Genomic DNA, 26,025 nt, shown 5'->3' with positions numbered 1-26,025 from the left:
GGAAGGAGTCTGACCCCATGAGCAGCAGCACCGCCGACGCCCCGACCACCCTGCCGTCCCCGGCGGGGGCCGCCGCCTCCCGGCTCAGCCTGCAGTGCGCGCCGATCGCCACCGACACCACGGCGATCCGCTCCCTCGACTGGGACCGCAGCCGCTTCGACATTGAGTTCGGCCTGCGCAACGGCACCACCTACAACGCCTTCCTGGTGCGCGGCGAGCGCACGGCCCTGGTCGACACCAGCCACGCCAAGTTCCGCGACACCTGGATTCCCCTGCTGGAGGGTCTGATCGACCCCACGGCGATCGACCACCTGATCGTCTCCCACACCGAGCCTGACCATTCCGGCCTGATCGGCGATCTGATCGACCGCCACCCGGACATCGAGATCGTCGGCTCCAAGGTGGCGATCCAGTTCCTCCAGGACCAGGTGCACCGGCCCTTCCGCAGCCGGGCGGTCAAGAGCGGCGACGAGCTCGACCTGGGCGTGAATCCCGACAGCGGTGTGGCCCATCGCTTCAGCTTCCTCAGTGCCCCCAACCTGCACTGGCCCGACACGATCTTCTCCTTCGACCACGGCACCGGCATCCTCTACACCTGCGATGCCTTCGGCCTCCACTACTGCTCCGACGACCTCTTCGATGTCGACCCCGGCGCCATCGCCCCGGACTTCCGCTTCTACTACGACTGCCTGATGGCCCCCAACGCCCGCAGTGTGCTGCAGGCGCTCAAGCGGATGGAGGGGCTGCCGGAGATCAACACGATCGCCGTGGGCCACGGGCCCCTGCTGCGGGAGCACCTGCCCCTCTGGGTGGGCGACTACCGCGACTGGAGCGGCCAGCGCAGCGCCGGCGAGGCCTATGCGGCCGTCTGCTATCTCAGCCAGTACGGCTTCTGCGACCGGCTCAGTCAGGCCATCGCCCGGGGCGTGGGCAAGGCCTCCGGCCAGGTGCAGCTGGTCGACCTGCGCGGCACCGATCCCCAGGAGCTCGCCGCCCTGATCGGTGAGGCCAGCGCCGTGGTGGTGCCCACCTGGCCCGCCTCCCCCGATCCCGACCTGCAGACGGCCATCGGCACCCTGCTGGCGGCCCTCCATCCCAAGCAGTGGGTGGGTTGCTACGACGCCTTCGGCGGCAACGACGAACCGATCGACACCCTGGCCGGCCAGCTGCGCAACCTGGGGCAGAAATGGGCGTTCGAGCCCCTGCGCATCCGCCAGGTTCCCGGCGGCGCCGACTACCAGCGCTGCGAGGAGGCCGGCACCGACCTGGGCCAGCTGCTCACCAAGGAGAAGACCATCGCCGCCATGAAGGCCATCGACGGCGACCTGGACAAGGCCCTCGGCCGCCTCAGCGGCGGCCTGTACATCGTCACGTCCCGCCAGGACGACGAGGCCGGCAGCCGTAGTGGCGCCATGGTGGCCAGCTGGGTGAGCCAGGCGAGCTTCGATCCGCCGGGGCTCACGGTGGCGGTGGCCAAGGACCGGGCCATCGAGGCCCTGATGCAGGTGGATGACCGCTTCGTGCTCAACATCCTGCGCGACGACAACCACCAGCCCCTGCTGCGCCACTTCCTGCGCCGCTTCCCGCCGGGGGCCGACCGCTTCGCCGGCGTCAACGTGCTCGAAGGCGTGGCCGCCGGCGGTCCCGTCCTCGGGGATGCCCTGGCCTACCTGGGCTGCCGGGTGACCCAGCGCATGGAAGGCCCGGACCACTGGATCATCTACGCGGTGGTGGAGGAGGGCAATGTGGCTGACACCACCGCCGCCACGGCCGTGCATCACCGCAAGGTGGGCAACCACTACTGATGACCACCTCCCCATCCGCGTCCGATCGGCGCGTCATCACCCTGCCGGTCGAACCCGGCCTGCTCTGCCTGCGCGGCCTCAGCCCGCGCCGCCTCCGTTTCGAAGTCGAATACGGCCTCGAGCGGGGCACCACCGCCAACAGCTTCCTGTTCCAGCAGGACGGCTCCGGCGGCGCCCCGGTGCTGGTCCATCCGCCGGGGGCCTCCTTCGCCGCCCCCTTCCTGGAGCAGCTGGCCCTGCTGGTGCCGGCCGACGCGCCCCTCAAGGTGGTGGTGGGCCACGTCAACCCCAACCGGGTCGCCCTGCTGAAGCAGCTGGCGACGGGCTGGCCGGCCACGGTGCTGGTGGCCTCCAATCCGGGTGCCCAGGTCCTCACCGAACTCTGGGAACAGCAGCGGCCCGGCCCGGGGGGTGAGGCTGCCGCCCCCGCCGACGCCGTGCCCCTGCCGACGATCGAGGTGGTCAAGCAGGAGACCAGCCGCACCCTCGCCGACGGCCATGTCCTCACCCTGCTTCCCACCCCCACCCCCCGCTGGCCCGGCGGCCTGATCGCCTTCGAGGCCACCACCGGGCTGCTGATGAGCGGCAAGTTCTTCGCCGCCCACCTCTGCACCGAGGACTTCGCCGAGGCGAACCGCACCAGCACCGAAGAGGACCGCCGCTATTACTTCGACTGCCTGATGGCGCCGATGGCCCGCCAGGTGGAGACGGTGGTCGACCGGCTCGACGAACTGCCGATCCGCACGATCGCGCCGGGACACGGCCCGGCCATCGCCCAGAGCTGGCGCAGCCTGCTGGCCGACTACCGGCGCTGGGGGGAGAGCCAGGAGAAGGCCAGCCTGTCGGTGGCCCTGCTGTACGCGAGCGCCTACGGCAACACCGCCGCCATCGCCGACGCCCTCTCCCAGGGGGTGGCGCGCAGCGGCGTGCGTGTCGAGAGCATCAACTGCGAATTCGCGCCCGCCGAGCAGCTGCTGGAGGCGATCCACTCCTGCGACGCCCTGCTGATCGGCTCCCCCACCCTCGGGGGTCATGCGCCGACGCCGATCGTCTCAGCCCTCGGCACCGTGCTCGCCGAAGGCGACCGGGCCAAGCCGGTGGGGGTGTTCGGCAGCTTCGGCTGGAGCGGCGAAGCCATCGACCTGCTCGAAGCCAAGCTCCGCGACGGCGGCTTCCAGTTCGCCTTCGATCCGATCCGGGTGAAGTTCAGCCCGGATCTGGCCACCCTGCGGACCCTGGAGGAAACGGGCACCGCCCTGGGCCGACGTCTGCGCCAGCAGCATCGCCAGGCCCAGCGGCGCAGCACCGGCGGCGGTCTCAGCGAGAGCCGCACCAACCCGGCGATCCAGGCCCTTGGCCGGGTGGTGGGGTCCCTGTGCGTGGTGCTGACCCGCAAGGGGGACGGCGCCGACGCCATCGGTGGGGCGATGGTGGCCAGCTGGGTGAGCCAGGCCAGCTTCAGCCCCCCCGGCTTCACCGTGGCCGTGGCCAAGGACCGGGCGATCGAGAGCCTGCTGCACGTGGGGGACGCCTTCTCCCTCAACGTGCTGGCCTCCGGGCGCGAAAGCGGCCCGATGAAGCGGTTCCTGCAGCCCTTCCCCCCCGGAGCCGACCGGCTGGCGGGACTGGAGCTGGAGACCAGCCCCGGCGGCCAGCCCCTGCTGCCGGAGGCCCTGGCCTGGCTGGAGGCCCGGGTGAGCCAGCGGATGGAATGCGGCGACCACTGGCTGCTGTACGCCGAGGCCCTCAGCGGCGACCTGCTGGATCCGGCCGCCACGACGGCCGTGCACCAGCGCCGCAGCGGCGCCAGCTACTGAGCGGAGGGTCTAGGCCGTGTTGAGTGAGGGGAGGGCCGTCAGGAAACGTCGTCGACACCACTGAGTTGTCGGAGATAGTCCTCATCGGCAGCAGGGGCATGGGGGCGTCGACGCCCCCCTCTCTGGGTTCGCTTGTCCCAGCTACGTTGCCAGGACTCCAACAGAGAGATGTCGCTGTTGCGGGCCTGGGCTCCGGCCGCAAAGGCGAAGGCCAGGGCCAGTGCGGCAACGACCAGCTTCAGGACACTCTGGATCAGTGACCAGAGACCCTCACGGAGGACCGCTCCAGCTCCCTCCTTCCTGGCTTCCAGATTTCCCTGTGCCTTATCCAGATTGGCCAGCAGCTGCTGCTTCAGTCGAGGCAGAGGCTGACGGAGGTCAGAGGGCCTCAGGCCCGGGACACCGATGGATTCAAGGCGTTGCTGCAGATCCTCTGGCGTGGTGGCGGAACGGACGACCTGCCGGAACCGATCAATCCTGCGCACAGCATCGACTTCAACCCTGGTCCGGGTCGCCTCAAGATTGCCGAGGCCAGTCCAGACCGCATAGACATTCAGCGGAATCAGGAGCAGGAAACCGAGCACAGCGGCCAGGGCGAAGCGGGAAAACCTTTGCTTCCGCTCCTTGAGGATCGGGCTGTTGGGGTCGAGGTAGGCAGCCAGATGGACGAGGATCAGGCCAAGCAGGGCGATCGGTGCCGCATCGATCAGGCTGGCCGCGAACTCCAGCTGCCAGCTTGCGAGCAAGACGCGAAAAGGGATGATCCTCGCCAGCACGCTGGCGGCGAAGACAACGAAGAGCGCGAGAGCGATGGCACCGAGCCGCCTAGCGAGAACGCGCTGTTGAGCCCTGGAGTGGTCGGCAGTGTTGGACACGCGGATAGCCCGGGATGAAGAGATCAGGAAAGAATCTGGAGATCGATCAGTGAATGGATCCTCTACGCCCTAAATGCAGCAGAAAGCTTCAAGTGGCTTCCCTGAAAGAAGCTGATTCGCACACAACGGGACAGCACAAGAAAGATCCTCTCGATCACGAAGACAGGCGAGAAGGGTCCCATGCGTTCGAATCCTTTTCCACAGGCTCATCCACAGGGAAGATCATCATCGCCAGCAGACGATGTTGCGAAGAACAGGACCCCTCAGCAGAAGAGGGGTCCGATGGCATCAGCCCGCGGGATCCGCTGAGGCTGCCCCTCTCACACCAGGGTGGCGGTAGTGATGCGTTTGCGAAGACGACGGCTGAAGCCGAACGCAACGCCGGCACCCAGGATGGGCAGGGGGCCGGGGACGGTATCCCCGCCATTGATTTCCCTCACGATCTTCTGCTGAACGGCCTGATCGAAATCATCGAAGTCGGCGGCCGGCAGCGTGAAGCCATTCGCCGTCTGGACATTGGTTTGGTACCAGAGGCCAAGGCCCGGGTCATCGGTGAGGATCGGCAGGCCATTGATCTTGATGCTCAGCGCAGCGGCGGCATCGCGAGCGGCAGCGGTAGCTGCCGTGCCGAGGACGTTATCCCGGCCATCCCCGGAGACATCGATGATGCCGGGGCCGGAATAGGCGTTGGTTTGCAGTTCCGCCACCGCCGCATTGATCCCACAAGCCACACAGGTGTTTCCAAACGACTGCCTGGCCATGGTGTTGATGGCAGCGGCGAAGGCATTGGAACTGGCCGCATCGGTCAGCAGGGTCCAGCCGACGGCAAGGGGGGAGTTCGCCGTTGAGCTCCACTGGCCCAGAGCCACTGCCACTCCATTCGGCTTGCTGGCGATGGCCGCATGAACGGCTGCATCCTGGAAGGCCTGGACATAGCCGGATTTCTGGAGATCAAACTCAGTCGCGTTCACGCTCCCGGACACATCCACGGAGAGGAACAGCTCGAGATCGACGGGTGTCGCTGCCGACGCCATCGAGGCGGACAGCAATGTGGTGACGGCAACGGCTGCCGAGGCCCCGACGGCTTGCAGCCAGAGTGGGCGAGAGGCGACGCTCATGACGAGATAGGTAATTATTTGGACCCGTTCACTTTTACCTTCACCAAGCCCTCATGTTCTCTGCATGCGCCAAGACTGCTGCGCATATGCATCACCATCTTCATGGGCCCACGGGGGTCCCTTCGCCCTTCTCCCCTGCTGGCAGAGGAAGAGAGACATCAGGCCGGCGGCCTAGGCACGGCGCAGCAATGGCGCGGAGGAAGCGAAAGCATGCCGCCTCTCCTCCTGCAGGGGCTCACTGCCGGGCGCTGGCGGTTGTTCCGTGATCGACGGCGTCGGCGAATGAAGGCGTCGGCTGGGGACACCTCCTCAACCCAGCCATCAGCACCCCGAGCCCGTCGGAGACCGATCGTCGCAGCAGGGTGGACCGCACAGGGAGGTCTAGGCCGCGTGAGGCGGCGTGGGCGAGCCGCCGCCGCCCGCCTGGAAGGGCAGCACAAGGGTGGCCCAGTGGTCGGGCCGCTCGGGCCGGCTGCGCCGGGCCCGGCGCACCCCGAAGGGCACCCGCACCACGTTGGTGCCGTCCACCCGCTGGCTGGCTTCCGGCAGATCCGGGGAAAGGATCCCCGTGCCCGGCTCACCGCCTGAACTGTCGTTGCCGTTCATGAACCCCATGACAATGAAAGGCGGCTGCCATCGCCGCAGGGGGATGGCACAGCAATGATGCGCCATCCCGGGCCGGATAGGTACCGCCGGAACACTCAGGCGGCCAGTTCGGCAATTGCCACTTCCTCGACGCTCGGGCAGGTGCAGACGAGGTTCCGATCACCGAAGGCGTTGTCGATGCGGGCGACGGCCGGCCAGAACTTGGCCTGCCGCTGGCTCTCCCCGGCGGGGAAGGCCGCCTCGCTGCGGCTGTAGGCCCGATCCCAGTCATCGGCGGTGACCGCCGCCAGGGTGTGGGGCGCCATTTTGAGCGGGTTGTCCAGGGGGTCGGAGGCGCCGGTCTCGATCGCCCAGGCCTCGCGGCGGATCCCCTCCATGGCCGCGCAGAAGCGGTCGATCTCCGCCAGCGACTCGCTCTCGGTGGGCTCCACCATCACCGTGCCGGCCACGGGCCAGCTGACGGTGGGGGCATGGAAGCAGTAGTCCATCAACCGCTTGGCCAGATCGTCCACCTCCAGGCCGCAGCTGCGCTTGAGGGGCCGCAGGTCGAGGATGCATTCGTGGGCCACGCGGCCGCCCCGGCCCCGGTAGAGCACCGGGAAGTGGGGCTCGAGACGCTCGGCGATCAGGTTGGCCGCCAGCAGGGCCACCTGGCTGGCGGTGCGCAGACCCGCGCCGCCCATCATGCGGATGTACATCCAGCTGATCGGCAGGATGCCGGCACTGCCCAGGGGCGCCGCCGACACTGGCCCGATGGCCTCATCCGCCGCGCCTGCAGCCAGGGGGTGGGAGGGCAGGAACGGCACCAGGTGGGCCGCCACGCCGATCGGCCCCACCCCGGGGCCACCGCCGCCGTGGGGGATGCAGAAGGTCTTGTGGAGGTTGAGGTGGCAGACGTCGGCGCCGTAGAGGCCGGGCTTGCAGAGGCCCACCTGGGCATTGAGGTTGGCGCCGTCCAGGTACACCTGGCCGCCGTGGTCATGGACCACCTGGCAGATGCGGCGGATGCCGGTCTCGAAGACTCCGTGGGTGGAGGGGTAGGTGACCATCAGGGCCGCCAGGTCGGCGGCGTGGGCGACGGCCTTGGCCTCCAGGTCGGCGATGTCGATGTTGCCCTGGGCGTCGCAGGCCACCGCCACCACCCGCATCCCCGCCATCACGGCACTGGCCGGATTGGTGCCGTGGGCGCTGGTGGGGATCAGGCACACCTGCCGGTGGCCCTCGCCCCGGCTGCGGTGCCAGGCCCGGATCACCATCAGGCCGGCGTACTCGCCCTGGGAGCCGGCGTTCGGCTGCAGGGACACCCCGGCGAAACCGGTGATCGCCCCCAGCCAGGCCTCCAGATCCGCCACCAGGGCGGCGTAGCCGGCGGTCTGGTCGGCGGGGGCGAAGGGGTGGATCTGGCCGAAGGCCGGCCAGCTCACCGGCGCCAGCTCGGCGGCGGCATTCAGCTTCATGGTGCAGCTGCCCAGGGGGATCATCCCGTGGACGAGCGACAGGTCCTTGCTCACCAGGCGCTGGATGTAGCGCAGTAGTTCGGTCTCGCTGCGATAGCGGTGGAACACCTCCTGACGCAGCCAGGGGCGCTGCCGCAGGGGCACGCCGTCGAGCAACTCCGCCAGGGGCCGGGCCTCCAGGGTGGACAGGCCGGCCCGCAGGGCCGCCTGGGCCGCCGCGCCGGCGGCGGCATCCGGCGCCAGGGCGCCCACCAGGGCGGCCAGCTCCTCGGCCGTGGAGAGTTCATCGAGGCTGATGGCCAGGGCATCCTGGCCGTCGTCGCCGCGGACGCCGCAGCGCAGGTTGAAGCCGGCGGCCACGGCCCGCTGGCGCAGGGCGGGGGCCGCGCTGGTGCGCACCACCACGGTGTCGAAGCCGGCCCCGGGATCGGCGGGCAGGCCCAGGGCGTCCAGGGCCAGCACCAGGCCCTGGCGCAGGACGAGCAGGCGACGGGCGATGGCCTCGAGGCCATCGGGGCCGTGGTGGACCGCATAGAAGCTCGCCATCACGGCGAGCAGCACCTGGGCGGTGCAGATGTTGCTGGTGGCCTTGTCGCGCCGGATGTGCTGCTCCCGGGTCTGGAGGGCCAGCCGCAGGGCCGGGTTCCCCTCCGCATCCTTCGACTGGCCCACCAGGCGGCCGGGGATCTGGCGCTTGAAGTCCTCCCGGGTGGCGAAGAAGGCGGCGTGGGGCCCCCCGAACCCCATCGGCACCCCGTAGCGCTGCAGGCTGCCGACGGCGATGTCGGCACCCAGCTCACCCACCGGGGCCAGCAGCGCCTGGGCCAGGGGATCCACGGCCACCGTGCTGATCACGGCGCCGGAGCGGGCCGCCGCCAGCAGCGGCGCGGGATCCCAGAGCCGGCCCTCGACGCCGGGCAGCTGCAGCAGCAGGCCGAAGACGTCCTCGCCCAGCGCCGCTTCGGGGCCGTTGGCGGCGGCTTCGGCGTCGAACGTCTCGATGACGATCCCCAGGGGCTCGGCCCGGGTGTGGAGCACGGCGAGGGTCTGGGGCAGGACGGCCCGGTCGACCAGGAAGCGGCGGGCACCGCGGCGCGTCGTGACCGCCGCCGCCATCGCCATCGCCTCGGCGGCGGCGGTGGCCTCATCCAGCAGGGAGGCGTTGGCGATCGGCAGACCCGTCAGCTCGCTGACCAGGGTCTGGAAGTTGAGCAGGGCCTCCAGGCGCCCCTGGGCGATCTCCGCCTGATAAGGGGTATACGCGGTGTACCAGCAGGGGTTTTCCAGCACATGGCGCTGGATCAGGGCCGGCGTCGCCGTGCCGTGGTAGCCGAGGCCGATGAGGCTGCGCAGCACCTGGTTGCGGGAGGCGAGCACCCCCAGCTCCTTCAGGGCCTGGGCCTCCGGGCAGGGGAGCGGCAGGCCGACCGCGGCCTCCTCCGCCGTCAGCAGGATGTCGGCGGGAACGACCTCGGCCGCCAGCTGATCAAGGGAACCGAGGCCGAGCTCCGCCAGCATCCGTAGCTGATCCTCGGAATCCGGACCCAGATGCCGGACCAGGAAGGAGGCGGACACGGGCGTTCGGGCTGGAGGTGGCGGGATCCTAAGGACAATCAGCCCGCCTGCACCTTGGCCCCGTAGGTGGCGGCATCCATCAGTTCGTCGAGCTCGCCGGGGGCCCCCAGCCGCACCAGCAGCAGCCAGCCCTCCCCGTAGGGATCGTTCTGAAGCTCCTCGGGGCTGGCCAGCACCGCCTCGTTGCGGGCCTCCACCGTGCCGCTCACGGGGGCCATCAGGTCCTCCACCGCCTTGACCGATTCGACGCTGCCGAAACTGGTCCCCTTCGCGAGGGCGGCCCCCACGGCCGGCAGCTCGACGAAGACGATGTCCCCCAGCTGATCGACGGCGAAGGAACTGATCCCGAGCCGCACCAGGTCACCCTCGGGGCGCACGTATTCGTGGCTCTCGGAGTAGCGGCAGTCGTCGGGGAAGGTGTGCGCCAAGGCCGGTGCGATGCGGAGGAGCAGGCCTCAGTCTGCCTGGGCCAGGGCCGCCAGGGCCCGCTCGAGGGCCAGGGCCACATGGCCGTGGTGGGTGCCGCCCTGGGCATAGAGCACCCAGGGCTCCCGCAGGGGGGCGTCGGCGGAGAACTCGCTGGTGCTGCCGTCGATGAACGTGCCGCCCGCCATCACCAGATCGCTGGCGTAGCCGGGCATGGGGGCCGGCACCGGATCCAGGTAGGCCCCCACCGGGGAGCACCCCTGGAACGCCCGGCAGACGGCGATCAGCCGGTCGGGGTGGCCGAGCCGCACCGCCTGGATCACGTCGCTGCGCTCGGCACCGGCGGCGGGGTTCACCGCATAGCCCAGGCCGGCGAACACCTCGGCCACCAGATCGGCGCCGATCAGGGCTTCGGCCACCATCTGGGGGGCCAGGAACAGCCCCTGGAACAGCAGGCGGTACTGGTCGAAGCCGGTGCCCCCCTCGCTGCCGATGCCCGGGGCGGTGAGGCGGCAGCAGGCCATCTCCACCAGCTCCCGGCGGCCGGCCACATAGCCCCCTGTTGGGGCGATGGTGCCGCCGAGGTTCTTGATCAGGGAGCCGGCGATCAGGTCGGCGCCCACCGCGGTGGGTTCCAGGTCCTGCACCAGCTCCCCGTAGCAGTTGTCGACGAAGCAGACGCAGTCCGGCCGCAGCGCCTTGACCCGCTCACAGAGGCGCCCGATCGTGGCCACAGGCAGCGAGGGGCGCCAGCTGTAGCCGCAGCTGCGCTGGATCAGCACCATCCGCGTCTCCGGGGCCAGGGCGTCCTCCAGGCCCGCCTCATCCACTCCGCCGTCGGCGGTGAGGGGCAGTTCGTCGTAGGTGATGCCGAACTCGGCGAGGGACCCCTGGCCCGAGCCCCGCAGCCCGATCACCTCCTCGAGGGTGTCGTAGGGGCGGCCGGTGAGCGCCAGCAGCCGGTCGCCCGGGCGCAGCACCCCGAACAGGGCGGCGGTGATGGCGTGGGTGCCGCTGACGAACTGGAGCCGCACGGCGGCGGCTTCGGCCTGCAGCACCCGGGCGAAGACCCGATCCAGCACCTCCCGGCCCAGGTCGCCGTGGCCGTAGCCGCTGACCGAGGCGAAGTGATGCACCCCGAGGCGTTCGGCCGCGAAGGCCTCCAGCACCCGCGCCAGACGGGGCCGCACGGCGGCGGTGCGGGCGGCGGCCACCGGGGCCAGCCGCCCAAGGGCGGCGGCGACGGTGTCAGCGGCGACCGTGTCATGGGCAGCCGTGTCAGCGGGGCCGGGACAGACCTGCTCCAAAGCCCTGGGGCCAGCAGGGGTCACTCTGCCATCGCTGCCGTGGGTCAGGATGGGAGGCCGAGCCCCAGACCACACCCGCCCTTCCACCGGAGAACCGCTTGGTCGCACGATCCGAAGCCTCCCGATCAGGCCAGAGCGCCCGGACCGTGCGCGTGCCCCTGCAGGACGCCAGCCATTCCCGCAAGAAGGCCCAGCTGCTGGCGGCCATGGAATTGCCCCGGCCGCCCCTGCCGGCGAACCAGCGCAAGTTCAAGACCGGCACCACCGGTTTCATGCTGGCCATCCACGTGGGGGCGGTCTTCGCCCTGCTGCCGCGCTTCTGGAGCCTCCAGGGGGTGATCGTGCTGGCGGTCCTCTACTGGGCCACGGTGCTGGGGGTGACCCTCGGGCTGCACCGGCTGGTGGCGCACCGGGGCTTCGAGGCGCCCCGCTGGGTCGAGCGGCTGCTGGTGCTGATGGGCACCCTGGCCTGCCAGAGCGGACCGATCGAATGGGTGGGCCTGCACCGGCACCACCACCTCTTCTCCGACCAGCCCAACGACCACCACGACGCCGCCCGCGGCCTCTGGTGGGCCCACAGCGAGTGGATGCTGCACAAGATCCCGGCCCTCACCGAGATCCACCGCTTCACCGGCGACATGGAGAAGGATCCCTTCTACCGCTGGCTGGACCGCTGGTTCCTGCTGCTGCAGTTGCCCCTGGGCGCCGCCCTCTACTGGTACGGCAACTGGGCGGGCGTCCATGGCGGCGGCCTGGGGCTGGTGCTCTGGGCCATCCCCCTGCGCCTGGTGCTCGTCTATCACGTCACATGGCTGGTGAACTCCGCCACCCACGCCTTCGGCTACCGCAACTTCGACTGCCCCGACCGCTCCCGCAACTGCTGGTGGGTGGCGATCCTCACCTTCGGCGAGGGCTGGCACAACAACCACCACGCCTACCCCCACTCGGCCCGCCACGGGCTGCGCTGGTTCGAGTTCGACATCACCTGGCAGCACATCCGCGCCCTGCGGGCCCTCGGCCTGGCCAGGAAGGTGCGCATCGCCCCGGTCTTCGGTCGCCGCGCCGACGCCGCCGCCTGAATCCCTGAATCAGAGCTCGGCCGGGTCCGCCGTGGCCGGAATCGCCGCGCCGATCTCGCGGCGGATGGCGGCCGCCAGGTCGTCCGGGGCCTGGGCGGCGCCCTCCCCCTGGAGCCGGCGGGCCCGCTGGCGCAGCAGGTCCAGGAAGCGGTCCGGGCCCAGCTCCTCCTCCCCCGCCGCCCCCAGGGCCGCCAGGGTGCGGCGCAGCTCGGGCAACTCGGCGTCCAGTTCCACCGCCGTGTAGTCGCGCTGGCCGGCGATCACCTCGGCGAAGCGTTCCCGCCGCTGGCGCTTGGCCACCGGATAGGCCGCCATCAGCCGGTCGCGACAGTCCCGCCAGGGCCGCCCGGCAGTGAGCAGCTGGGCCAGGGCCCCGCTGAGCCCGGCGGCCTCCGCCTCACTGATACGCAGATCGAAGCTGGCCGGCGGCTGGCGGAAGCCCACGAACACCTCGAGCAGGGCCCCGGGCCCCAGCACCCGCTGCTGCTCATCGCGCACCGGCAGGGCCGAGCTGCAGAGGGCCTCCATGAGTTCGGGGTGGGCCGCCAGCAGGGTGCGCGCCGCCAGCGGCTCCAACCGGCCCCCGGGGGCCTGGGCATCGAGCCACAGGTTGACGCCCCCCAGGGCCAGGAACACCTCCGGACCGGGGGAGGCCAGCTTGCCGTTGCGCAGCATCGAGAGCTGGGAGTTGTGCACCCGACCCAGATCGAGGGCCTCGGCCAGCATCGGCAGAACCCGGTGGGACCAGCCGTTGCGCTCGTGCCAGACGCGGATCAGGTGGGCGAAGGCGACGCGACCAGATACGAGTTCGTCTCGATACCCCACTCGATCAGGATTCGTATTGCTACCATCTTAGTCACTCATCAGGAGCCCGGTCCTTCATGGCCGTCACCCCCCTCTCCCGCCCCGGCATCCAGCCAGGCGCCCCATCCGGCGACCGCCGCGATGTCGGCACCAAAGCCCGCCACACCCGCCGCCCCGCCACCATCAACCAGGGAAGCGATTCCCTGGTCCGGGCCCGGGCCCTGCACGAACCGCGCCGCGGCGAACCCCGGGGCGTCTCCCCCAAGGGCACCCGCTGGGGCACGATCGGCTTCATGGTCCTGATCCACATCCTGGCGGTGGTGGCCCTGCTGCCCCGCTTCTGGAGCCTGGAGGCCGTCGGTGCCCTGCTGGTGATGTACTGGGTCACCGCCTGCCTGGGCGTCACGATCGGCTACCACCGCCTGCTCAGCCACCGCTCCTTCCGCGTTCCCCAGTGGCTGGAGCGCTTCTTCGCCACCTGCGGCGCCCTCAGCTGCCAGCACGGCCCCATCGACTGGGTCGGCCTGCACCGCCACCACCACAAGTTTTCCGATACGGAAGCGGATCACCACGACAGCAACAAGGGCTTCTGGTGGTCCCACATGGCCTGGATGTTCGAGGAGATTCCCGCCATGGCCGCCGTGCCCCGGCTCACGGGCGACCTGGCCACCGATCCCTACTACCGCTGGCTGAACCACAGCTTCCTGCTGCTCCAGGTGCCCCTGGGCCTGCTGCTCTTCTGGATCGGCAGCGTCACCGGTGCCGGTGGCTGGGCCATGGTGCTGTGGGGCATCCCCCTGCGCCTGGTGATCGTCTACCAGTGCACCTGGCTGGTGAACTCGGCCACCCACATGTGGGGCGAGTCCGTCCACGACAGCGGCGACAAGTCGAAGAACAACCCCTGGGTGGCGGCGCTGACCTTCGGTGAGGGCTGGCACAACAACCACCACGCCTACCCCCATTCGGCCCGCCACGGCTTCGGCCCCCGCCAGTTCGACCTCACCTGGCAGCACATCCGCCTGATGCGGGCCCTGGGCCTGGCCACCCGGGTCCGCCTGCCCCGCGCCGCGGCCCCCACCAGCTCCATGTCGTAGGCTTGCCGATCGGATTTCAGATGGCTCAGCCGGGGCGTTGTCATGGTCAAGAAGCGTGTGCAGGTGGTCCTGAGCGAGGACATCCTTTCCCTGGGCAAAGACGGGGATCTGGTGGATGTCGCTCCCGGCTACGCCCGTAACTACCTCCTGCCCACCGGCAAGGCCCTGGCCGTCACCGCCGCGGTGCTGCGCCAGGTGGAGCACCGCCGGGCCAAGGAGGCGGAGCGCCAGGCGGCCCTGAAGGCCGAGGCGGTCGCCTTCCGCACCGCCCTCGACACCATCGGCCGCTTCACCGTCAAGAAGCAGACCGGCGGCGACGACGTCCTCTTCGGCACCGTCACCAACGGTGACGTGGCCGAGGCCATCGAGGCGGCCACCAAGAAAGAGGTCGACCGCCGCGCCATCACCGTTCCCGAGATCCACCGCACCGGCTCCTACAAGGTGCAGGTCAAGCTGCACCCCGAGGTCGTCGCCGACGTCAACCTGGAAGTGGTCAGCTACTGATCGGCCAGCAGCGAACCGATTCTTTCCGCTCCGGGCGCCAGAGTGATCCTCCTCACCGGCGCCCGATCCTGACCGATCCGGCTTTGCGTTCCGTGAGCCGCGTTCTGGAGTCCCGTCCATGGTGAGCGTGCCCCTGGCTGGTTCCGAGCCACCCCGGCCCGACGGTCCGAGGCCGGCGTCCCGGCGCGACGAGCAGGCCGGCTTCGAGGCCCTGCCCGATTCCGTCCCGCCCCAGAACCTGGAGGCTGAAGAGTCGGTTCTGGGCGGCATCCTTCTCGATCCCGACGCCATCGGCCGCGTCGCCGACGTGTTGCGGCCCGAGGCCTTCTATCTCGGCGCCCACCGCGAGATCTATCGCACCGCCCTGATGCTGCACAGCCAGGGCAAGCCCACCGACCTCACGGCCATGGCCGCCTGGCTCGCCGACACGGGCCAGCTGGAGAAGGTGGGCGGCAGCGCCCGGCTGGTCGAGCTGGTGGAGCGCACCCTCTCCACCGCCTCCATCGACCAGGTGGCGCGCCTGGTGATGGACAAGCACCTGCGGCGCCAGCTGATCCGCTCCGCCAACGAGGTGATCCGCCTCGGTTTCGACCAGAGCCTGCCCATGGAGCAGGTGCTCGATGAGGCCGAGCAGAAGATCTTCGCCATCAGCCAGGAAAAGCCCACCGCCGGCCTCACCCCCACCGCGGAGATCCTCACCAGCACCTTCAACGAGATCGAGAGCCGCTCCCTCGGCACCGCCGTCGCCGGCATCCCGGTCAACTTCTACGACCTGGATGCCATCACCCAGGGCCTGCAGCGCAGCGACCTGATCATCGTCGCCGGACGGCCCGCCATGGGCAAGACCTCGATTGTGCTCAACATCGCCAAGAACGTCGCCCAGCTGCACCAGCTGCCGGTGTGCGTGTTCAGCCTGGAGATGAGCAAGGAGCAGCTCACCTACCGCCTGCTGTCGATGGAGGTGGGCATCGAGAGCGGCCGCCTGCGCACCGGCCGCCTGCAGCAGGAGGAGTGGCCCCTGCTCGGCCAGGGCATCAACAGCCTCGGCCAGCTGCCCCTGTTCATCGACGACAAGCCCAATTCCGGCGTGCTCGAGATGCGCTCCCTCTGCCGGCGCCTGATGGCCGAAACCGGCAAGGAACTCGGCCTGATCGTGATCGATTACCTGCAGCTGATGGAGGGCAGCACCCCCGACAACCGTGTCCAGGAACTCTCCCGCATCACCCGGGGCCTCAAGGGCATGGCCCGCGAACTGCACGTGCCCGTCATCGCCCTTTCCCAGCTCAGCCGCGGCGTCGAGTCCCGCACCAACAAACGCCCCATGCTCAGCGACCTGCGGGAATCGGGCTCGATCGAGCAGGACGCCGATCTGGTGCTGATGATCTACCGCGACGAGTACTACAACCCCGAAACCGCCGACCGCGGCATCACCGAAGTCATCGTCACCAAGCACCGCAACGGCCCTGTTGGCACCGTGAAATTGCTGTTCGAACCGCAGTTCACCCGCTTCCGCAATCTGGCTGCATAGAATCGGCTGCATTGCGGCGCTGCATAGGGATATCCGCCGTATCCAGCCAGGGAAAGGGCCAGTAGTCTGAACATCAAGGCCCCGTGAAGCTATACGTGCAACATCATTCCTTCTGGTTTTATGTTATCGCCTTTTTCGCCATCATCCTGGCGCGCTATCTCGCCATGGCCGGCTTCGCGCACTGGCTTCTCTATCAGCGCCAGGAGGCCAGGGTCTCCGTTTTCAATGACATCCAGCTGTCCATCATCTCGGCCGTCATCTTCTCCCTGGCCACCGCCCTGCTGATGACGCTGCAGGAGCAGGGCCTGACCCGCCTGCATGGCCAGATCCATGCCGACACCTGGTGGAGCCTGCCGCTCAGTTACGTGGCCGTGCTGGTACTGCAGGATGCCTATTTCTACGCCACCCACCGGCTGTTCCACCAGCCAAAACTCTTCCCCTGGTTTCACCGTGGGCACCACCGATCCCGCCAGCCCACACCCTGGACCTCCTTCGCCTTCGACCCCCTCGAAGCCGTCGTTCAGGCCCTGTTCCTGATCGGCATCGTGATGCTGATTCCCCTGCATTTCGCCACCCTGCTGGCGGTGCTCACCACGATGACGGTGTGGGCCGTGGTCAACCACCTGGGCCTGGAGGTGCTGCCGCTGAGCTTTCCCCACCACTGGCTGGGGCGCTGGCTGATCGGCCCCGCCCACCACTCCCTGCACCACCGCCGCCACGGCCATCATTTCGGGCTCTATTTCACCTTCTGGGACCGGGTGTTCGGCACCGAGGATCCCGCCTACGCCGCCTCGCTGCAGCCACCGGTGCCGTAAGCACGATCAGGCCAGGTCGGCCGCCCGCACCACGGCGGCCAGGCGGGACAGTTGAGCGATGGAGGCCTGATGCTCCTGCGGGCTCGCCGCCGCGCAGGCGTCCTCCACCAGCACCACCTGGAAGTCCCGATCGTGGGCCTCCCGGGCCGCCGCCTGCAGCGCCCAGGCGGTGCTGATGCCCCCCAGCAGCAGCCGCTCGATCCCGGCGGCCCGCAGCAGCGTCGCGAGGGCGGTGCCATGGAAGGGGCTCAGCCGGTGCTTCACCAGCACCGGATCGCCAGGCTCCACCGCCAGATCGGCGTGGAAGTCCGTCCCCCACTGCCCCAGCCGCAGGGCCCCCAGCTCCCGCGCCCGGCCCAGGAGCGGCGCGTGGGCGGGCAGCTCCGGATAGCCGGCTCGGAAGGCCACCTTCACCAGGATCGTGGGCCAGCCCCGGGCGCGGGCCCGCTCGAGGGCCTGATTGGCCGCGCCCAGCACGCCACGCCGTTGCACTTCGGCGGCGCAGGTGGGCATCGCCCCGTCGGGGTGGATGAGGTCGTTGATCAGATCGATCAGCACCAGGGCGGTGCGCATGGGCGGGCGCCTCGACCGCAGTTACCCATCATCGGCCGCCGGACCGTGCCCGGCCGCCCCACCGGCCCCTGCAACGCCATACATTCAAAGGATGGCCCTGAGCGCAGACCCCACCGAACGCTTCGACCTGATCGTGGTCGGCGGCGGCCATGCCGGCTGCGAGGCGGCCCTCACCGCCGCCCGGCTGGGCATCTCGACGGCCCTGTTCAGCCTCAACCTCGACCGCATCGCCTGGCAGCCCTGCAACCCGGCGGTGGGCGGCCCGGCCAAGAGCCAGCTGGTCCATGAGGTGGATGCCCTCGGGGGGGTGATCGGCCGGCTGGCGGATGCCACCGCCCTGCAGAAACGGCTGCTCAACGCCAGCCGCGGCCCGGCGGTCTGGGCGCTGCGGGCCCAGACCGACAAACGCCACTACGCCCGCCAGATGCTGCAGCTGCTGCAGCACACCCCCAACCTGGCCCTGCGCGAAGCGATGGTCACGGGGCTGGAGCTGGAGGGCGATCCCAACGATCCGGCCGGCCCGCCGGCCCGGGTGATCGGCGTGCGCACCTACTTCGGCAGCGTCTACGGCGCCGGCGCCGTGATCCTCACCACCGGCACCTTCCTGGGGGGCCGCATCTGGGTGGGCAACCGCTCGATGGCGGCGGGCCGGGCCGGCGAGCAGCCCGCCGAAGGGCTCACCGAAGCCCTGCAGGCCCTGGGCTTCCGCACCGACCGCCTCAAGACCGGCACCCCCGCCCGCGTCGACCGGCGCAGCGTGGCCCTCGACCAACTGGAGGAGCAGCCCAGCGACGCCGCCGACCGCTTCTTCAGCTTCGATCCCACCGCTCGGGTGAGCGGCGAGCAGATGGCCTGCCACATCACCCGCACCACGGCGGCCACCCACCAGCTGATCCGCGACAACCTGCACCTCACGCCGATCTACGGCGGCTTCATCGACAGCAAGGGGCCCCGCTACTGCCCCTCGATCGAGGACAAGATCGTGCGCTTCGCCGATAAAGACAGCCACCAGATCTTCCTGGAGCCGGAAGGGCGCGACACCCCCGAGCTCTACGTCCAGGGCTTCTCCACCGGCCTGCCCGAATCCCTGCAGCTGGCCCTGCTGCGCACCCTGCCCGGGCTGGAGGCCTGCGTGATGCTGCGGCCCGCCTACGCCGTCGACTACGACATCCTGCCGGCCACCCAGCTGGAGCCCTCCCTGGAAACCAAACGGGTGCGGGGCCTGTTCTCGGCGGGCCAGCTCAACGGCACCACCGGCTACGAGGAGGCCGCCGCCCAGGGGCTGGTGGCCGGGCTGAACGCGGCCCGCCTGCTGGGGGGCCAGGACCCGGTGCATTTCCCCCGGGAGGGCAGCTACATCGGCACCCTGGTGGACGACCTGGTCACCCAGGACCTCAAGGAGCCCTACCGGGTGCTGACCAGCCGCAGCGAGTACCGCCTGGTGCTGCGCGGCGACAACGCCGATCGCCGCCTCACGCCCCTGGGCCACCGGCTGGGCCTGATCGACGAACGGCGCTGGCGCCTGTTCGAGCAGAAGCAGGCCGCCATCGACGCCGAGAAACAGCGGCTGGAAACGGTGCGGCTCAAGGCCTCCGATCCCGCCGCCACCGACGTGGCCGCCGCCACCGGCGCCGGCATCAACGGCTCGATCACCCTGGCCGATCTGCTGCGCCGGCCGGGCCTGCACGGCGAGGATCTGGTGCGGCTGGGGCTCGCCGATCCGGATCTGCCGATCGAAGTGCGCGACGGCGCCGAGATCGACATCAAGTACAGCGGCTATCTGGCCCGCCAGGAACAGCAGATCGAGCGGGTGCGGCGCCAGCTCGACCGCGCCATCCCCGCCGACGTCGACTACGCCGCCATCGGCACCCTCTCGGCGGAGGCCCGCGAGAAGCTGGCGGCCATCCAGCCCCGCAGCCTGGGCCAGGCCTCCCGGATTCCCGGGGTCAGCCCCGCCGACGTCAACGCCCTGCTGCTCTGGCTGGAGCTGCAGCGGCGCCGGGGACAGCCGGGCCCTCGTCAGACCGCGGAAGCATCGTTACAGTGACGCACGCCTGACGCCGAGGTCTGCAGATGAGCCCCTCCCCTCGGCGTCCCCTGCGTGGCATTCCCACCTCCCGTGCCTACTGGGAGCTGAAGGCCGAGCAGATGATGAACCGGGTCTTCGATCCGGAGGCCACCATCGATCTCGACGTGGCCTCCCAGGCCGAGGTCCCGCCGCCCCTGCCCCTGGCCCCCCCGGTGCGGCGGCTGCGGGGCCGTCCCGCCTCCCCGGCCGCTGCCCCATCCCGGCACGATCGCAACACCCTGCTGCTGACGGCCATGGGAGGGGTCTGCATGGTCAGCGTCGCCAGTTCGGTGCTGTACCTCACCCACTCCAGCCGCATGCAGCAGGCCCTCAGCCAGGAGCGCAGCCTGCTGCTGGTGGAGAGGCTGCGCAGCCTCGGCCCGGCCAACCCGGCCCCGCTCGGGGCCGCTGGAACCAGCCTGGCCGGCGGCCCGTCCGTTCTGCCGCTCGCCAGCGACCAGCTGCCCCCGCCCCCGGAGGAACCCTGGATCGAGCAGCTGTCCCAGCTGCCCCAGCCGGAGGGCTCGAGGGCGCCGGTCCTGCGGGTGCCGGTGAGCCCGAAACTGGCCGCCGCCGCACCCCCTGCCACCGGTGGCGGAGGCGGGGGCTACGGCGAACGCAGCGCCGCCCCGGCCGGTGGCGGCCCCATGCCCGAACTGGTGGGAGTGGTGGGCTCGGCGGGGCGACCCGCCTCGGCGATCTTCCAGATGGGGGGGAGCTCCACCAGCGTCAACGTCGGCGAGGCGATCGGGGGCAGCGGCTGGCGCCTTCGCTCCGCCGATGGCGACACCGCCATGATCGAACGGGGTGGCGAGGTGCGGCGCATCTCGATCAGCAACGGCTACTGACCTGCACCTGCCCCCCGGCCCGCCATGATCCAAGCCACCGGCGGCCTGCTGCCGTCCCCCACGTGCCTGTGGCAGGCCAGTGCCACCGATCGCCCCCAGCCGCCGGCCGGTGGTGAGCTGAGCGGCCCCTGGACCCTGCTGCTGCTGGGGGACGGCAGCCCGACCCGGCATCTGCAGCTTCTCACCGGCCATCCGGTGGAGGTGGAACTGATCGCCATGGCTGCCGAAGCGGGGGTCTCCGCCGGAGCACCGGCGGAGGTGGCCGAGCTGGCCGAGCCGCTGCTGCGGCGCCAGGTGTGGCTCACCTGCGGGCCCCAGACCCTGGGCTGGGCCGAGAGCTGGTGGAACCAGGCCGAGGCGGAGGCCCATCTGCAGGATCGCCGGCTGCCGATCTGGCGCAGCCTCTCGGCGGGGCGGGCGGAGCTGTACCGCGAGGTGGATGGCTTCGGTCAGGTGCAGGAACCCTGGCTGCAGGAGCGTTTCGGCCACGCGGGGCCCTTCTGGAGCCGGCATTACCGCTTCTTTCGCCACGGGCGGGAACTCACCGTGATCCGGGAGGTGTTCTCCCCGGCGCTGGAGCGCTGGCTGGGGCCGGCCCAGGCGGAATCGGTTCGTAACGACTCATCAATTCGGTAACACCGTGTGGCGGTTTGCTGTTGACGAATTGACGCTCGAAAGTCGCTGGCCAGCATTCGGATACTTGAAACCGCCCCATGTCCAACCGCCACAGCGCCCAGACCCCGCCGGGAGGGGACTGGCTCACCCTCACCGAACTGGGCCGCCGCTACGGCGTCTCCGCCGTGCACACCGGAAAACTGCTGGTGGCCTCCGGCCTGCGTCGCAGCAGCGGCGAACCCACCGCCGAAGCCCTGGCGGCCGGCCTGGCCATGCGTCCCCAGCCGGGTCATCACCACTCCAGCCTCTGGCTGCACCAGGGCTGCGCCCCCCACCTCGAGCGGCTGGGGCTGGTGCCCCAGGCCCAGCGCACCATGGTGAGTCTCTGGGCCGATCTGCTCAGCGCCCTGCAGAACGGCTCCCCGTCGATCAGCATCTCGGCCGAGGAGATGGCCATTGACGTTCCCCGCGACCTGGTGAAGCCGGTGAACAGGGAACTGCGTCAGCGGGGCTGCAGCTTCCGCGTCAACCCGAAGGTCAGGACAGCCGCAGGGCCTGGGCCTGCTTGCTCGCCTGCTCGAGCATCTGACGCAGCCGGTCCTCGTCGGTATGGCTGAGGTTGGTGCGCAGCAGCTTGGCGTGGGGCGCATGAACCCGCAGCCGCTCGATCAGCCGATCGGGGGTGGCGTCGCGCAGCAGCAGGCACAGGGCCGCACTGCCGGGGGGGAGGGTTTCTCCCACCTCCCGCATGAAGTTGTCGTTGATGCCCAGGTCCGACAGGGAACCTGAAGCGGCCCCCAGGCCGACGCCGACGGCGGCCCCGAGCAGGGGATTGAGGAACAGCAGGCCCACGAGGGTGCCCCAGAAGCCACCGCCGAGGGCACCGGCCTTGGTGAGATTGAGCGACTGGTGCAGGCGCACCTTGCCGTCCGGTTCGGCCTCGACGACGACCGCATCCTCGAGGGCGATCAGTTCTTCCTTCTGGATCTCCACCAGCTGGCGCCGCACCTGGTCGGCCTCCGCCACGGACGGAAACCCAACCACCACCAGGCTGCTCATGGCCGACGTCCCTGCAAGTACGAAGCCAGTCCTAGCCCACTTCCCGCCGAAATGGCGGTGTCGCCGGCTCAGGCGCGGCGGCGGCTCGAGCGGGGCAGCGGCCGGCCGGAGGCCGGAGGCGTGAAGGTCGGTTCCGGCTCGCCGGGGCCTTCGGGGCGCTGCCAGCGGGGCAGGGTGAAGCTGGCGTCATCGGGCCAGTCGCCATCGTCTGCCGCGCCGGAGCCTGGAGCCGAGAGAGGGGCGGCGGTGGAAGCCGAGGCGGGGGCGGGCGATGGCGGCGGCCCTGAGCGGCCGCGGCGGGAGACCGCCTCGAGCATCGGGCGGCGGGAACGGCCCGGGGCCGGCGGTTCCACCGGAGCCCCGGGGGCACCGCGGTCGCTCTCCTGCCAGGGTTCCCGCCAGTCGTCGCCGTCGTCGAGCAGCCAGTCGAGGCGGCCCTCCACCCAGCGGCCGAGCTCATCCATCCGGGGCCGCAGCTGGGAGCGACGGTCGGTCCCCCGCCCGGCGGGTCGGCCCCCCGGCCGCGACCCCGCCACCCCCTCAACGAACTGTCGGCCGGCCGTCACCCAGCGATCAACGCGCTGATCGAGAGGATCGCTGCCGCCACGGGGCCGCCGGGACAGCTCGCGTTCCCGAGCATCGCGCGGCTGGATGTCGCGTTCGCGGGGTTCGCGTTCACGGGAGTCGCGCTCGGGAGGTTCGCGGTCCCAGGGATCCCGTTCGCGGCCGTAGCCCTGATCCATCGGATGCATCAGACCAATTTAGCGGCGCCGACCGGACAGCCAGTGCTCCCGCCCCATCCCCACCAGGGCAATGGTGAAGCCACCCCATTCCAGGGTCCAGAGAAACGTCGCCATCGGCCCCAACACCTGCGCCAGAACCTAGGCGGTGTTGGGCTCGAACACCAGCAGACAGCTCGCATCCCAGCGCCCGCCATGGAGGCGCTCGCAGCAGCGGCGGCAGGCCAGGCCCTGCCGGCGGCGCTGGTAGGGCGTGCGGCTGTCGCAGCACGGGCAGCGGGCGATCCAGCGGCTGGCGGCCACCGGCAGGGGATAGCGGTGCCGCAGGCTCACCTGAAAGTCGTCCTGGGCCCGGTTGATCTGCTCCATGCGGGCCCGGAACCGGGGGCCATGGACCTCCGACGCCACCAGCACCCGGTCCACCCAGGCATGGATCATTTCGTGGCAGAGGGTGCCCAGGGTGGCCTGCCGCGGCAGCGGCTCCAGGAGGGGCCTCGAGAGGACGATCTCGCAGAGGTCACGCCCGTCCGCCAGACGCCCCCGCCGATAGAGCCCGGCGGTGCGGGTGAGCCTGCCGTCGCTCCAGCGCACGTCCACCAGCGGCCTGTCCTGGCGGGTGAGCTGGCCGTCGAAGTGCTCGCGGTTGAGCCGGTGGAACAGGGGCAGGAGCGGTTCCAGGGGCATCGGCCCATTCTGGTGGGGTCGTCCGTCAGACTCTGCAACGCTGCGAACGGATGGGATCACCATGGACTGGGGACTGGCCCGCGACATCGGCACCAAGCTCCTGCTGGCGGGAGCCGGTGGCTTGCTTCTGTACTGGACCATCTCGGCGGTCCGGCTGGTGCTCAGCGCCCGGGGCATCAATCCGCTGATCAAGCAGTTCTTCACCCAGGTGGCCTCCGGCCAGGTGGACGGGGCCTACCTGCTCACCACCCGCAACTACCGCTCCCACGTCAACCGCCAGCAGTTCATCCGCTTCCTGGCCGGGCTGCAGCTCAACAAGTACCGCAACCTCAAGTCCGGCCGTCCCCGGCTGCAGGAGGGCCAGGTGATCCTGACGGTCAAGCTCAAGACCGACGGCAAGGAGGAACTCCCCCTCGACTTCACCTTCGTGAAGGTGGAGGAGGCCTGGCGGGTGGATCGGATCACCAAGCTGGCGGCCGCCTGAGCCGTGGCCCAAGCCCGGGCGGAGGAACTGCGGCGGCTGCTCAACCGCGCCGCCCACGCCTACTACGTGCTCGATGCTCCGGTGATGGAGGACCCGGTGTATGACCGGCTCTACCGGGAGCTCGTGGCCCTGGAGGAGGCCGATCCGGAGCTGATCCGGCCCGACAGCCCCACCCGACGGGTGGGCGGTTCCCCGGCCGAGGGGTTCACCAGCGTGGCCCACCGGATCGGCCTGCTGAGCCTCGACAACGCCTTCTCCCACGACGAGCTCGACGGCTGGTACTCCCGGCTGCTGCGGGTGCTCGACCGGGAGCCGCCGGCCGGATCCCCTCCTCCGGCCCTGCCGATGGTGGGCGAACTCAAGATCGACGGCAACGCCCTCGCCCTCAGCTATGAGCAGGGGGTGCTGGTGCGGGCCGCCACCCGGGGGGACGGGGAGCGGGGCGAGGAGATCACCGCCAACGTGCGCACGATCCGCAGCGTGCCCCTGCGGCTCGACCTGGAGCAGCCCCCCGCCTGGGTGGAGGTGCGCGGTGAGGCCTTCATCCCGGAGTCCACCTTCGCCGCCATCAACGCCGAGCGCGCCGAGCGGGGCGAGGCCCCCTTCGCCAATCCGCGCAACGCCTGTGCCGGCACCCTGCGGCAGCTGGATCCGAAGGTGGTGGCCTCCCGCGGGCTGTCGTTCTTCGCCTACACCCTGCACCTGCCCGAGGACTGGCGGGCCGGCCCCGGCGACCCGGCCGTGCCCCGCAGCCAGTGGCAGGCCCTGGATTGGCTGAAGGCGGCCGGGTTCCGCGTCAATCCCCACTGCGCCCTCTGCCCCGACCTGGCGGCGGTGAAGGCCTTCTGCGACCGCTGGGAGCAGGAGCGCCGCGGCCTGCCCTATGCCACCGATGGGGTGGTGGTGAAACTCGACGACCTGCGCCTGCAGGAGGATGCGGGCTTCACCCAGAAGGCACCCCGCTGGGCGATCGCCCTCAAGTACGCCGCCGAGGAGGCCCCCAGCCGCCTGCTGCGCCTCACCTGCCAGGTGGGCCGCACGGGGGTGGTCACGCCGGTGGCGGAGTTCGAGCCGGTGCCCCTGGCGGGCACCACCGTGAGCCGCGCCACCCTCCACAACGCCGACCGGCTGGCGGAGCTGGATCTCTGCGCCGGCGACACGATCGTGGTGCGCAAGGCGGGCGAGATCATCCCCGAGGTGGTGCGGGTGCTGGTCGAGCTGCGGCCGGAGGGGGCCAGGCGGCTGGAGCTGCCGCCCACCTGCCCGGAATGCGGCTCGGCGCTGGTGCGGGAGGAGGGGGAGGCCGCCACCCGCTGCGTCAACAACGGCTGCCCCGCCATCCTGCGGGGCTCCCTGCGCCACTGGGTGAGCAAGGGGGCCCTCGATGTCAAAGGGCTGGGCGAAAAACGGATCGAGCAACTTGTGGAGAACGGATCAGTGCACTCCATCGCGGATCTCTACCGGCTCAATGCGGCTCTCCTGGCCAGCATGGAGGGAATGGGGGCGAAGAGTGCAAGCAATCTGGTGGCCGCTCTGGAGACCTCAAAGCAGCAGCCCTGGTACCGCCAGCTCTACGGGCTGGGGATACGCCACGTGGGAGAGGTGAATGCCAAAGCTCTGGCCAGTCGATATAGAAGCGTGGCCGATCTACGTTCCGCTCTTGATGAGACGCCGGAAATCCTCCGTGAAATACCAGGCATTGGCGAAAGCACTATTCAAAGCCTGATCATCTGGTTTTCCACGCGCGCCAACGAGGACTTAATCAAATCTCTTCAACAGGAAACGGGCACCCTTCTTTCGGAAAGTGCCCAATTCGTTCTCTCAGATGACCTAAATCAGCCACGCGGCCACCGGTCAACCGATCTAGCCAACAAGAGCTTTGTGCTGACCGGCACCCTACCCACACTAAAGAGAGCCGATGCCCAAACCCTGATCGAGGCAGCAGGGGGCAGGGTGATCAGCAGTGTGAGCAACAAGACTGACTACGTCGTAGCCGGGGAAAAAGCTGGCAGCAAGCTAACCAAAGCCAAGAGCCTTGGGATTCAAGTGCTAGATGAAGATGGGCTGAAGACTTTGTTGAATCAGCCAAAAATGGCAGAAATCAAAAGACAATTTGGGCGCAAAGACACAGAATAGCTTTCGAA

Annotated in this window: 24 protein-coding genes; 13 read left to right on the top strand and 11 right to left on the bottom strand. The window is 69.9% G+C overall.

Features of this window, described 5'->3' with window-relative positions; all coding sequences use genetic code 11:
- Window positions 1-17 precede the first annotated feature (17 nt).
- Together H6G99_RS04935 and H6G99_RS04930 are read left to right on the top strand one after the other, a co-directional pair.
- The gene (locus tag H6G99_RS04935) at window positions 18-1,805 is read left to right on the top strand and encodes a diflavin flavoprotein (RefSeq protein WP_286190989.1); all 1,788 of its coding nucleotides are present in this window, start codon (window positions 18-20) and stop codon (window positions 1,803-1,805) included.
- Entirely contained in the window at window positions 1,805-3,622 is a 1,818-nt protein-coding gene (locus H6G99_RS04930) for a diflavin flavoprotein (protein ID WP_190610287.1), read from the top strand. Before H6G99_RS04935 ends, H6G99_RS04930 begins: the two co-directional genes overlap by 1 nt.
- A 38-nt stretch (window positions 3,623-3,660) precedes the next feature.
- On the opposite strand, the gene H6G99_RS04925 is transcribed toward H6G99_RS04930, so the two are convergent.
- From H6G99_RS04925 to H6G99_RS04900, 6 genes are all read right to left on the bottom strand, one after another.
- Entirely contained in the window at window positions 3,661-4,497 is an 837-nt protein-coding gene (locus H6G99_RS04925; RefSeq protein WP_190610285.1) for a hypothetical protein, read from the bottom strand.
- Window positions 4,498-4,817: 320 nt separating this feature from the next.
- Complete coding sequence (locus H6G99_RS04920) at window positions 4,818-5,615, bottom strand: DUF1194 domain-containing protein (RefSeq protein ID WP_190610284.1); 798 nt, start codon at window positions 5,613-5,615, stop codon at window positions 4,818-4,820.
- A 381-nt stretch (window positions 5,616-5,996) separates the two neighbouring features.
- Entirely contained in the window at window positions 5,997-6,230 is a 234-nt protein-coding gene (locus H6G99_RS04915) for a hypothetical protein (RefSeq protein WP_353617310.1), read from the bottom strand.
- Window positions 6,231-6,316: 86 nt separating this feature from the next.
- Window positions 6,317-9,253 carry an aminomethyl-transferring glycine dehydrogenase gene (gene gcvP / locus H6G99_RS04910; RefSeq protein ID WP_190610280.1) on the bottom strand — a complete coding sequence of 979 codons (2,937 nt, stop codon included), beginning with the start codon at window positions 9,251-9,253 and terminating at the stop codon, window positions 6,317-6,319.
- Window positions 9,254-9,291: 38 nt separating this feature from the next.
- Window positions 9,292-9,681: a glycine cleavage system protein GcvH gene (gcvH, locus tag H6G99_RS04905; RefSeq protein ID WP_190610278.1), complete on the bottom strand. Its 390-nt coding sequence runs from the start codon at window positions 9,679-9,681 to the stop codon at window positions 9,292-9,294.
- Window positions 9,682-9,708: 27 nt separating this feature from the next.
- Complete coding sequence (locus H6G99_RS04900) at window positions 9,709-10,986, bottom strand: methionine gamma-lyase family protein (RefSeq protein ID WP_190610538.1); 1,278 nt, start codon at window positions 10,984-10,986, stop codon at window positions 9,709-9,711.
- A 206-nt stretch (window positions 10,987-11,192) separates the two neighbouring features.
- Here H6G99_RS04900 and H6G99_RS04895 point away from each other — a divergent pair, with 206 nt between their 5' ends.
- Complete coding sequence (locus tag H6G99_RS04895) at window positions 11,193-12,065, top strand: fatty acid desaturase (RefSeq protein ID WP_199297003.1); 873 nt, start codon at window positions 11,193-11,195, stop codon at window positions 12,063-12,065.
- A 9-nt stretch (window positions 12,066-12,074) separates the two neighbouring features.
- On the opposite strand, the gene H6G99_RS04890 is transcribed toward H6G99_RS04895, so the two are convergent.
- Window positions 12,075-12,890, bottom strand: coding sequence for a DUF8644 domain-containing protein (locus tag H6G99_RS04890; protein ID WP_190610276.1), 816 nt, complete (start codon window positions 12,888-12,890; stop codon window positions 12,075-12,077).
- 56 nt (window positions 12,891-12,946) lie between these two features.
- On the opposite strand from H6G99_RS04890, the gene H6G99_RS04885 reads away from it, so the two are divergent.
- The 4 genes from H6G99_RS04885 to H6G99_RS04870 all read left to right on the top strand — a co-directional run bounded on the left by H6G99_RS04885 (window position 12,947) and on the right by H6G99_RS04870 (window position 16,810).
- Window positions 12,947-13,963, top strand: a complete 1,017-nt coding sequence (locus H6G99_RS04885) for an acyl-CoA desaturase (protein WP_190610274.1) — start codon at window positions 12,947-12,949, stop codon at window positions 13,961-13,963.
- Between the two features lie 42 nt (window positions 13,964-14,005).
- A complete protein-coding gene (rplI, locus tag H6G99_RS04880; protein WP_015110235.1) occupies window positions 14,006-14,467 on the top strand; it encodes a 50S ribosomal protein L9 in 462 nt (153 codons plus the stop codon).
- Between the two features lie 118 nt (window positions 14,468-14,585).
- A complete protein-coding gene (dnaB, locus tag H6G99_RS04875) occupies window positions 14,586-15,995 on the top strand; it encodes a replicative DNA helicase (RefSeq protein WP_190610272.1) in 1,410 nt (469 codons plus the stop codon).
- 95 nt (window positions 15,996-16,090) lie between these two features.
- Window positions 16,091-16,810, top strand: a complete 720-nt coding sequence (locus tag H6G99_RS04870) for a sterol desaturase family protein (RefSeq protein WP_190610271.1) — start codon at window positions 16,091-16,093, stop codon at window positions 16,808-16,810.
- 6 nt (window positions 16,811-16,816) lie between these two features.
- Here the strand turns inward: H6G99_RS04870 and H6G99_RS04865 are convergent, their stop codons facing one another.
- On the bottom strand, window positions 16,817-17,383 hold the full coding sequence (locus H6G99_RS04865) for a cysteine hydrolase family protein (protein WP_190610269.1): 567 nt from the start codon (window positions 17,381-17,383) through the stop codon (window positions 16,817-16,819).
- 91 nt (window positions 17,384-17,474) lie between these two features.
- Between H6G99_RS04865 and mnmG the strand changes: the two genes are divergently transcribed.
- The 4 genes from mnmG to H6G99_RS04845 all read left to right on the top strand — a co-directional run bounded on the left by mnmG (window position 17,475) and on the right by H6G99_RS04845 (window position 21,531).
- Complete coding sequence (mnmG, locus tag H6G99_RS04860; protein ID WP_190610267.1) at window positions 17,475-19,430, top strand: tRNA uridine-5-carboxymethylaminomethyl(34) synthesis enzyme MnmG; 1,956 nt, start codon at window positions 17,475-17,477, stop codon at window positions 19,428-19,430.
- A 26-nt stretch (window positions 19,431-19,456) separates the two neighbouring features.
- Window positions 19,457-20,299: a hypothetical protein gene (locus H6G99_RS04855; RefSeq protein WP_190610265.1), complete on the top strand. Its 843-nt coding sequence runs from the start codon at window positions 19,457-19,459 to the stop codon at window positions 20,297-20,299.
- Window positions 20,300-20,323: 24 nt separating this feature from the next.
- Entirely contained in the window at window positions 20,324-20,935 is a 612-nt protein-coding gene (locus H6G99_RS04850) for a chorismate lyase (protein ID WP_190610263.1), read from the top strand.
- A gap of 77 nt (window positions 20,936-21,012) precedes the next feature.
- Entirely contained in the window at window positions 21,013-21,531 is a 519-nt protein-coding gene (locus H6G99_RS04845; RefSeq protein ID WP_190610261.1) for a hypothetical protein, read from the top strand.
- Here the strand turns inward: H6G99_RS04845 and H6G99_RS04840 are convergent.
- The 3 genes from H6G99_RS04840 to H6G99_RS04830 all read right to left on the bottom strand — a co-directional run bounded on the left by H6G99_RS04840 (window position 21,452) and on the right by H6G99_RS04830 (window position 23,397).
- Window positions 21,452-21,973: a DUF1269 domain-containing protein gene (locus H6G99_RS04840; protein WP_094585673.1), complete on the bottom strand. Its 522-nt coding sequence runs from the start codon at window positions 21,971-21,973 to the stop codon at window positions 21,452-21,454. The two genes, H6G99_RS04845 and H6G99_RS04840, sit on opposite strands and share 80 nt — an antisense overlap.
- Window positions 21,974-22,041: 68 nt before the next feature.
- Window positions 22,042-22,725 carry an RNA helicase gene (locus H6G99_RS04835; RefSeq protein WP_286190988.1) on the bottom strand — a complete coding sequence of 228 codons (684 nt, stop codon included), beginning with the start codon at window positions 22,723-22,725 and terminating at the stop codon, window positions 22,042-22,044.
- A 129-nt stretch (window positions 22,726-22,854) separates the two neighbouring features.
- Window positions 22,855-23,397, bottom strand: coding sequence for a SprT family zinc-dependent metalloprotease (locus tag H6G99_RS04830; RefSeq protein ID WP_190610259.1), 543 nt, complete (start codon window positions 23,395-23,397; stop codon window positions 22,855-22,857).
- 61 nt (window positions 23,398-23,458) lie between these two features.
- Between H6G99_RS04830 and H6G99_RS04825 the strand changes: the two genes are divergently transcribed.
- Together H6G99_RS04825 and ligA are read left to right on the top strand one after the other, a co-directional pair.
- Window positions 23,459-23,881, top strand: coding sequence for a hypothetical protein (locus H6G99_RS04825; RefSeq protein WP_094585671.1), 423 nt, complete (start codon window positions 23,459-23,461; stop codon window positions 23,879-23,881).
- A gap of 3 nt (window positions 23,882-23,884) precedes the next feature.
- A complete protein-coding gene (ligA, locus tag H6G99_RS04820; protein ID WP_190610258.1) occupies window positions 23,885-26,017 on the top strand; it encodes an NAD-dependent DNA ligase LigA in 2,133 nt (710 codons plus the stop codon).
- The last annotated feature ends 8 nt before the right edge of the window (window positions 26,018-26,025 follow it).

Origin of the sequence: Synechococcus sp. FACHB-909 (assembly GCF_014698945.1) — a bacterium.
In the GTDB taxonomy this organism is placed as follows: Bacteria; Cyanobacteriota; Cyanobacteriia; order PCC-6307; family Cyanobiaceae; genus Cyanobium.
The sequence above is the reverse complement of the archived record's forward strand: the minus strand, read 5'-3'. Positions and strand labels throughout refer to the sequence as shown.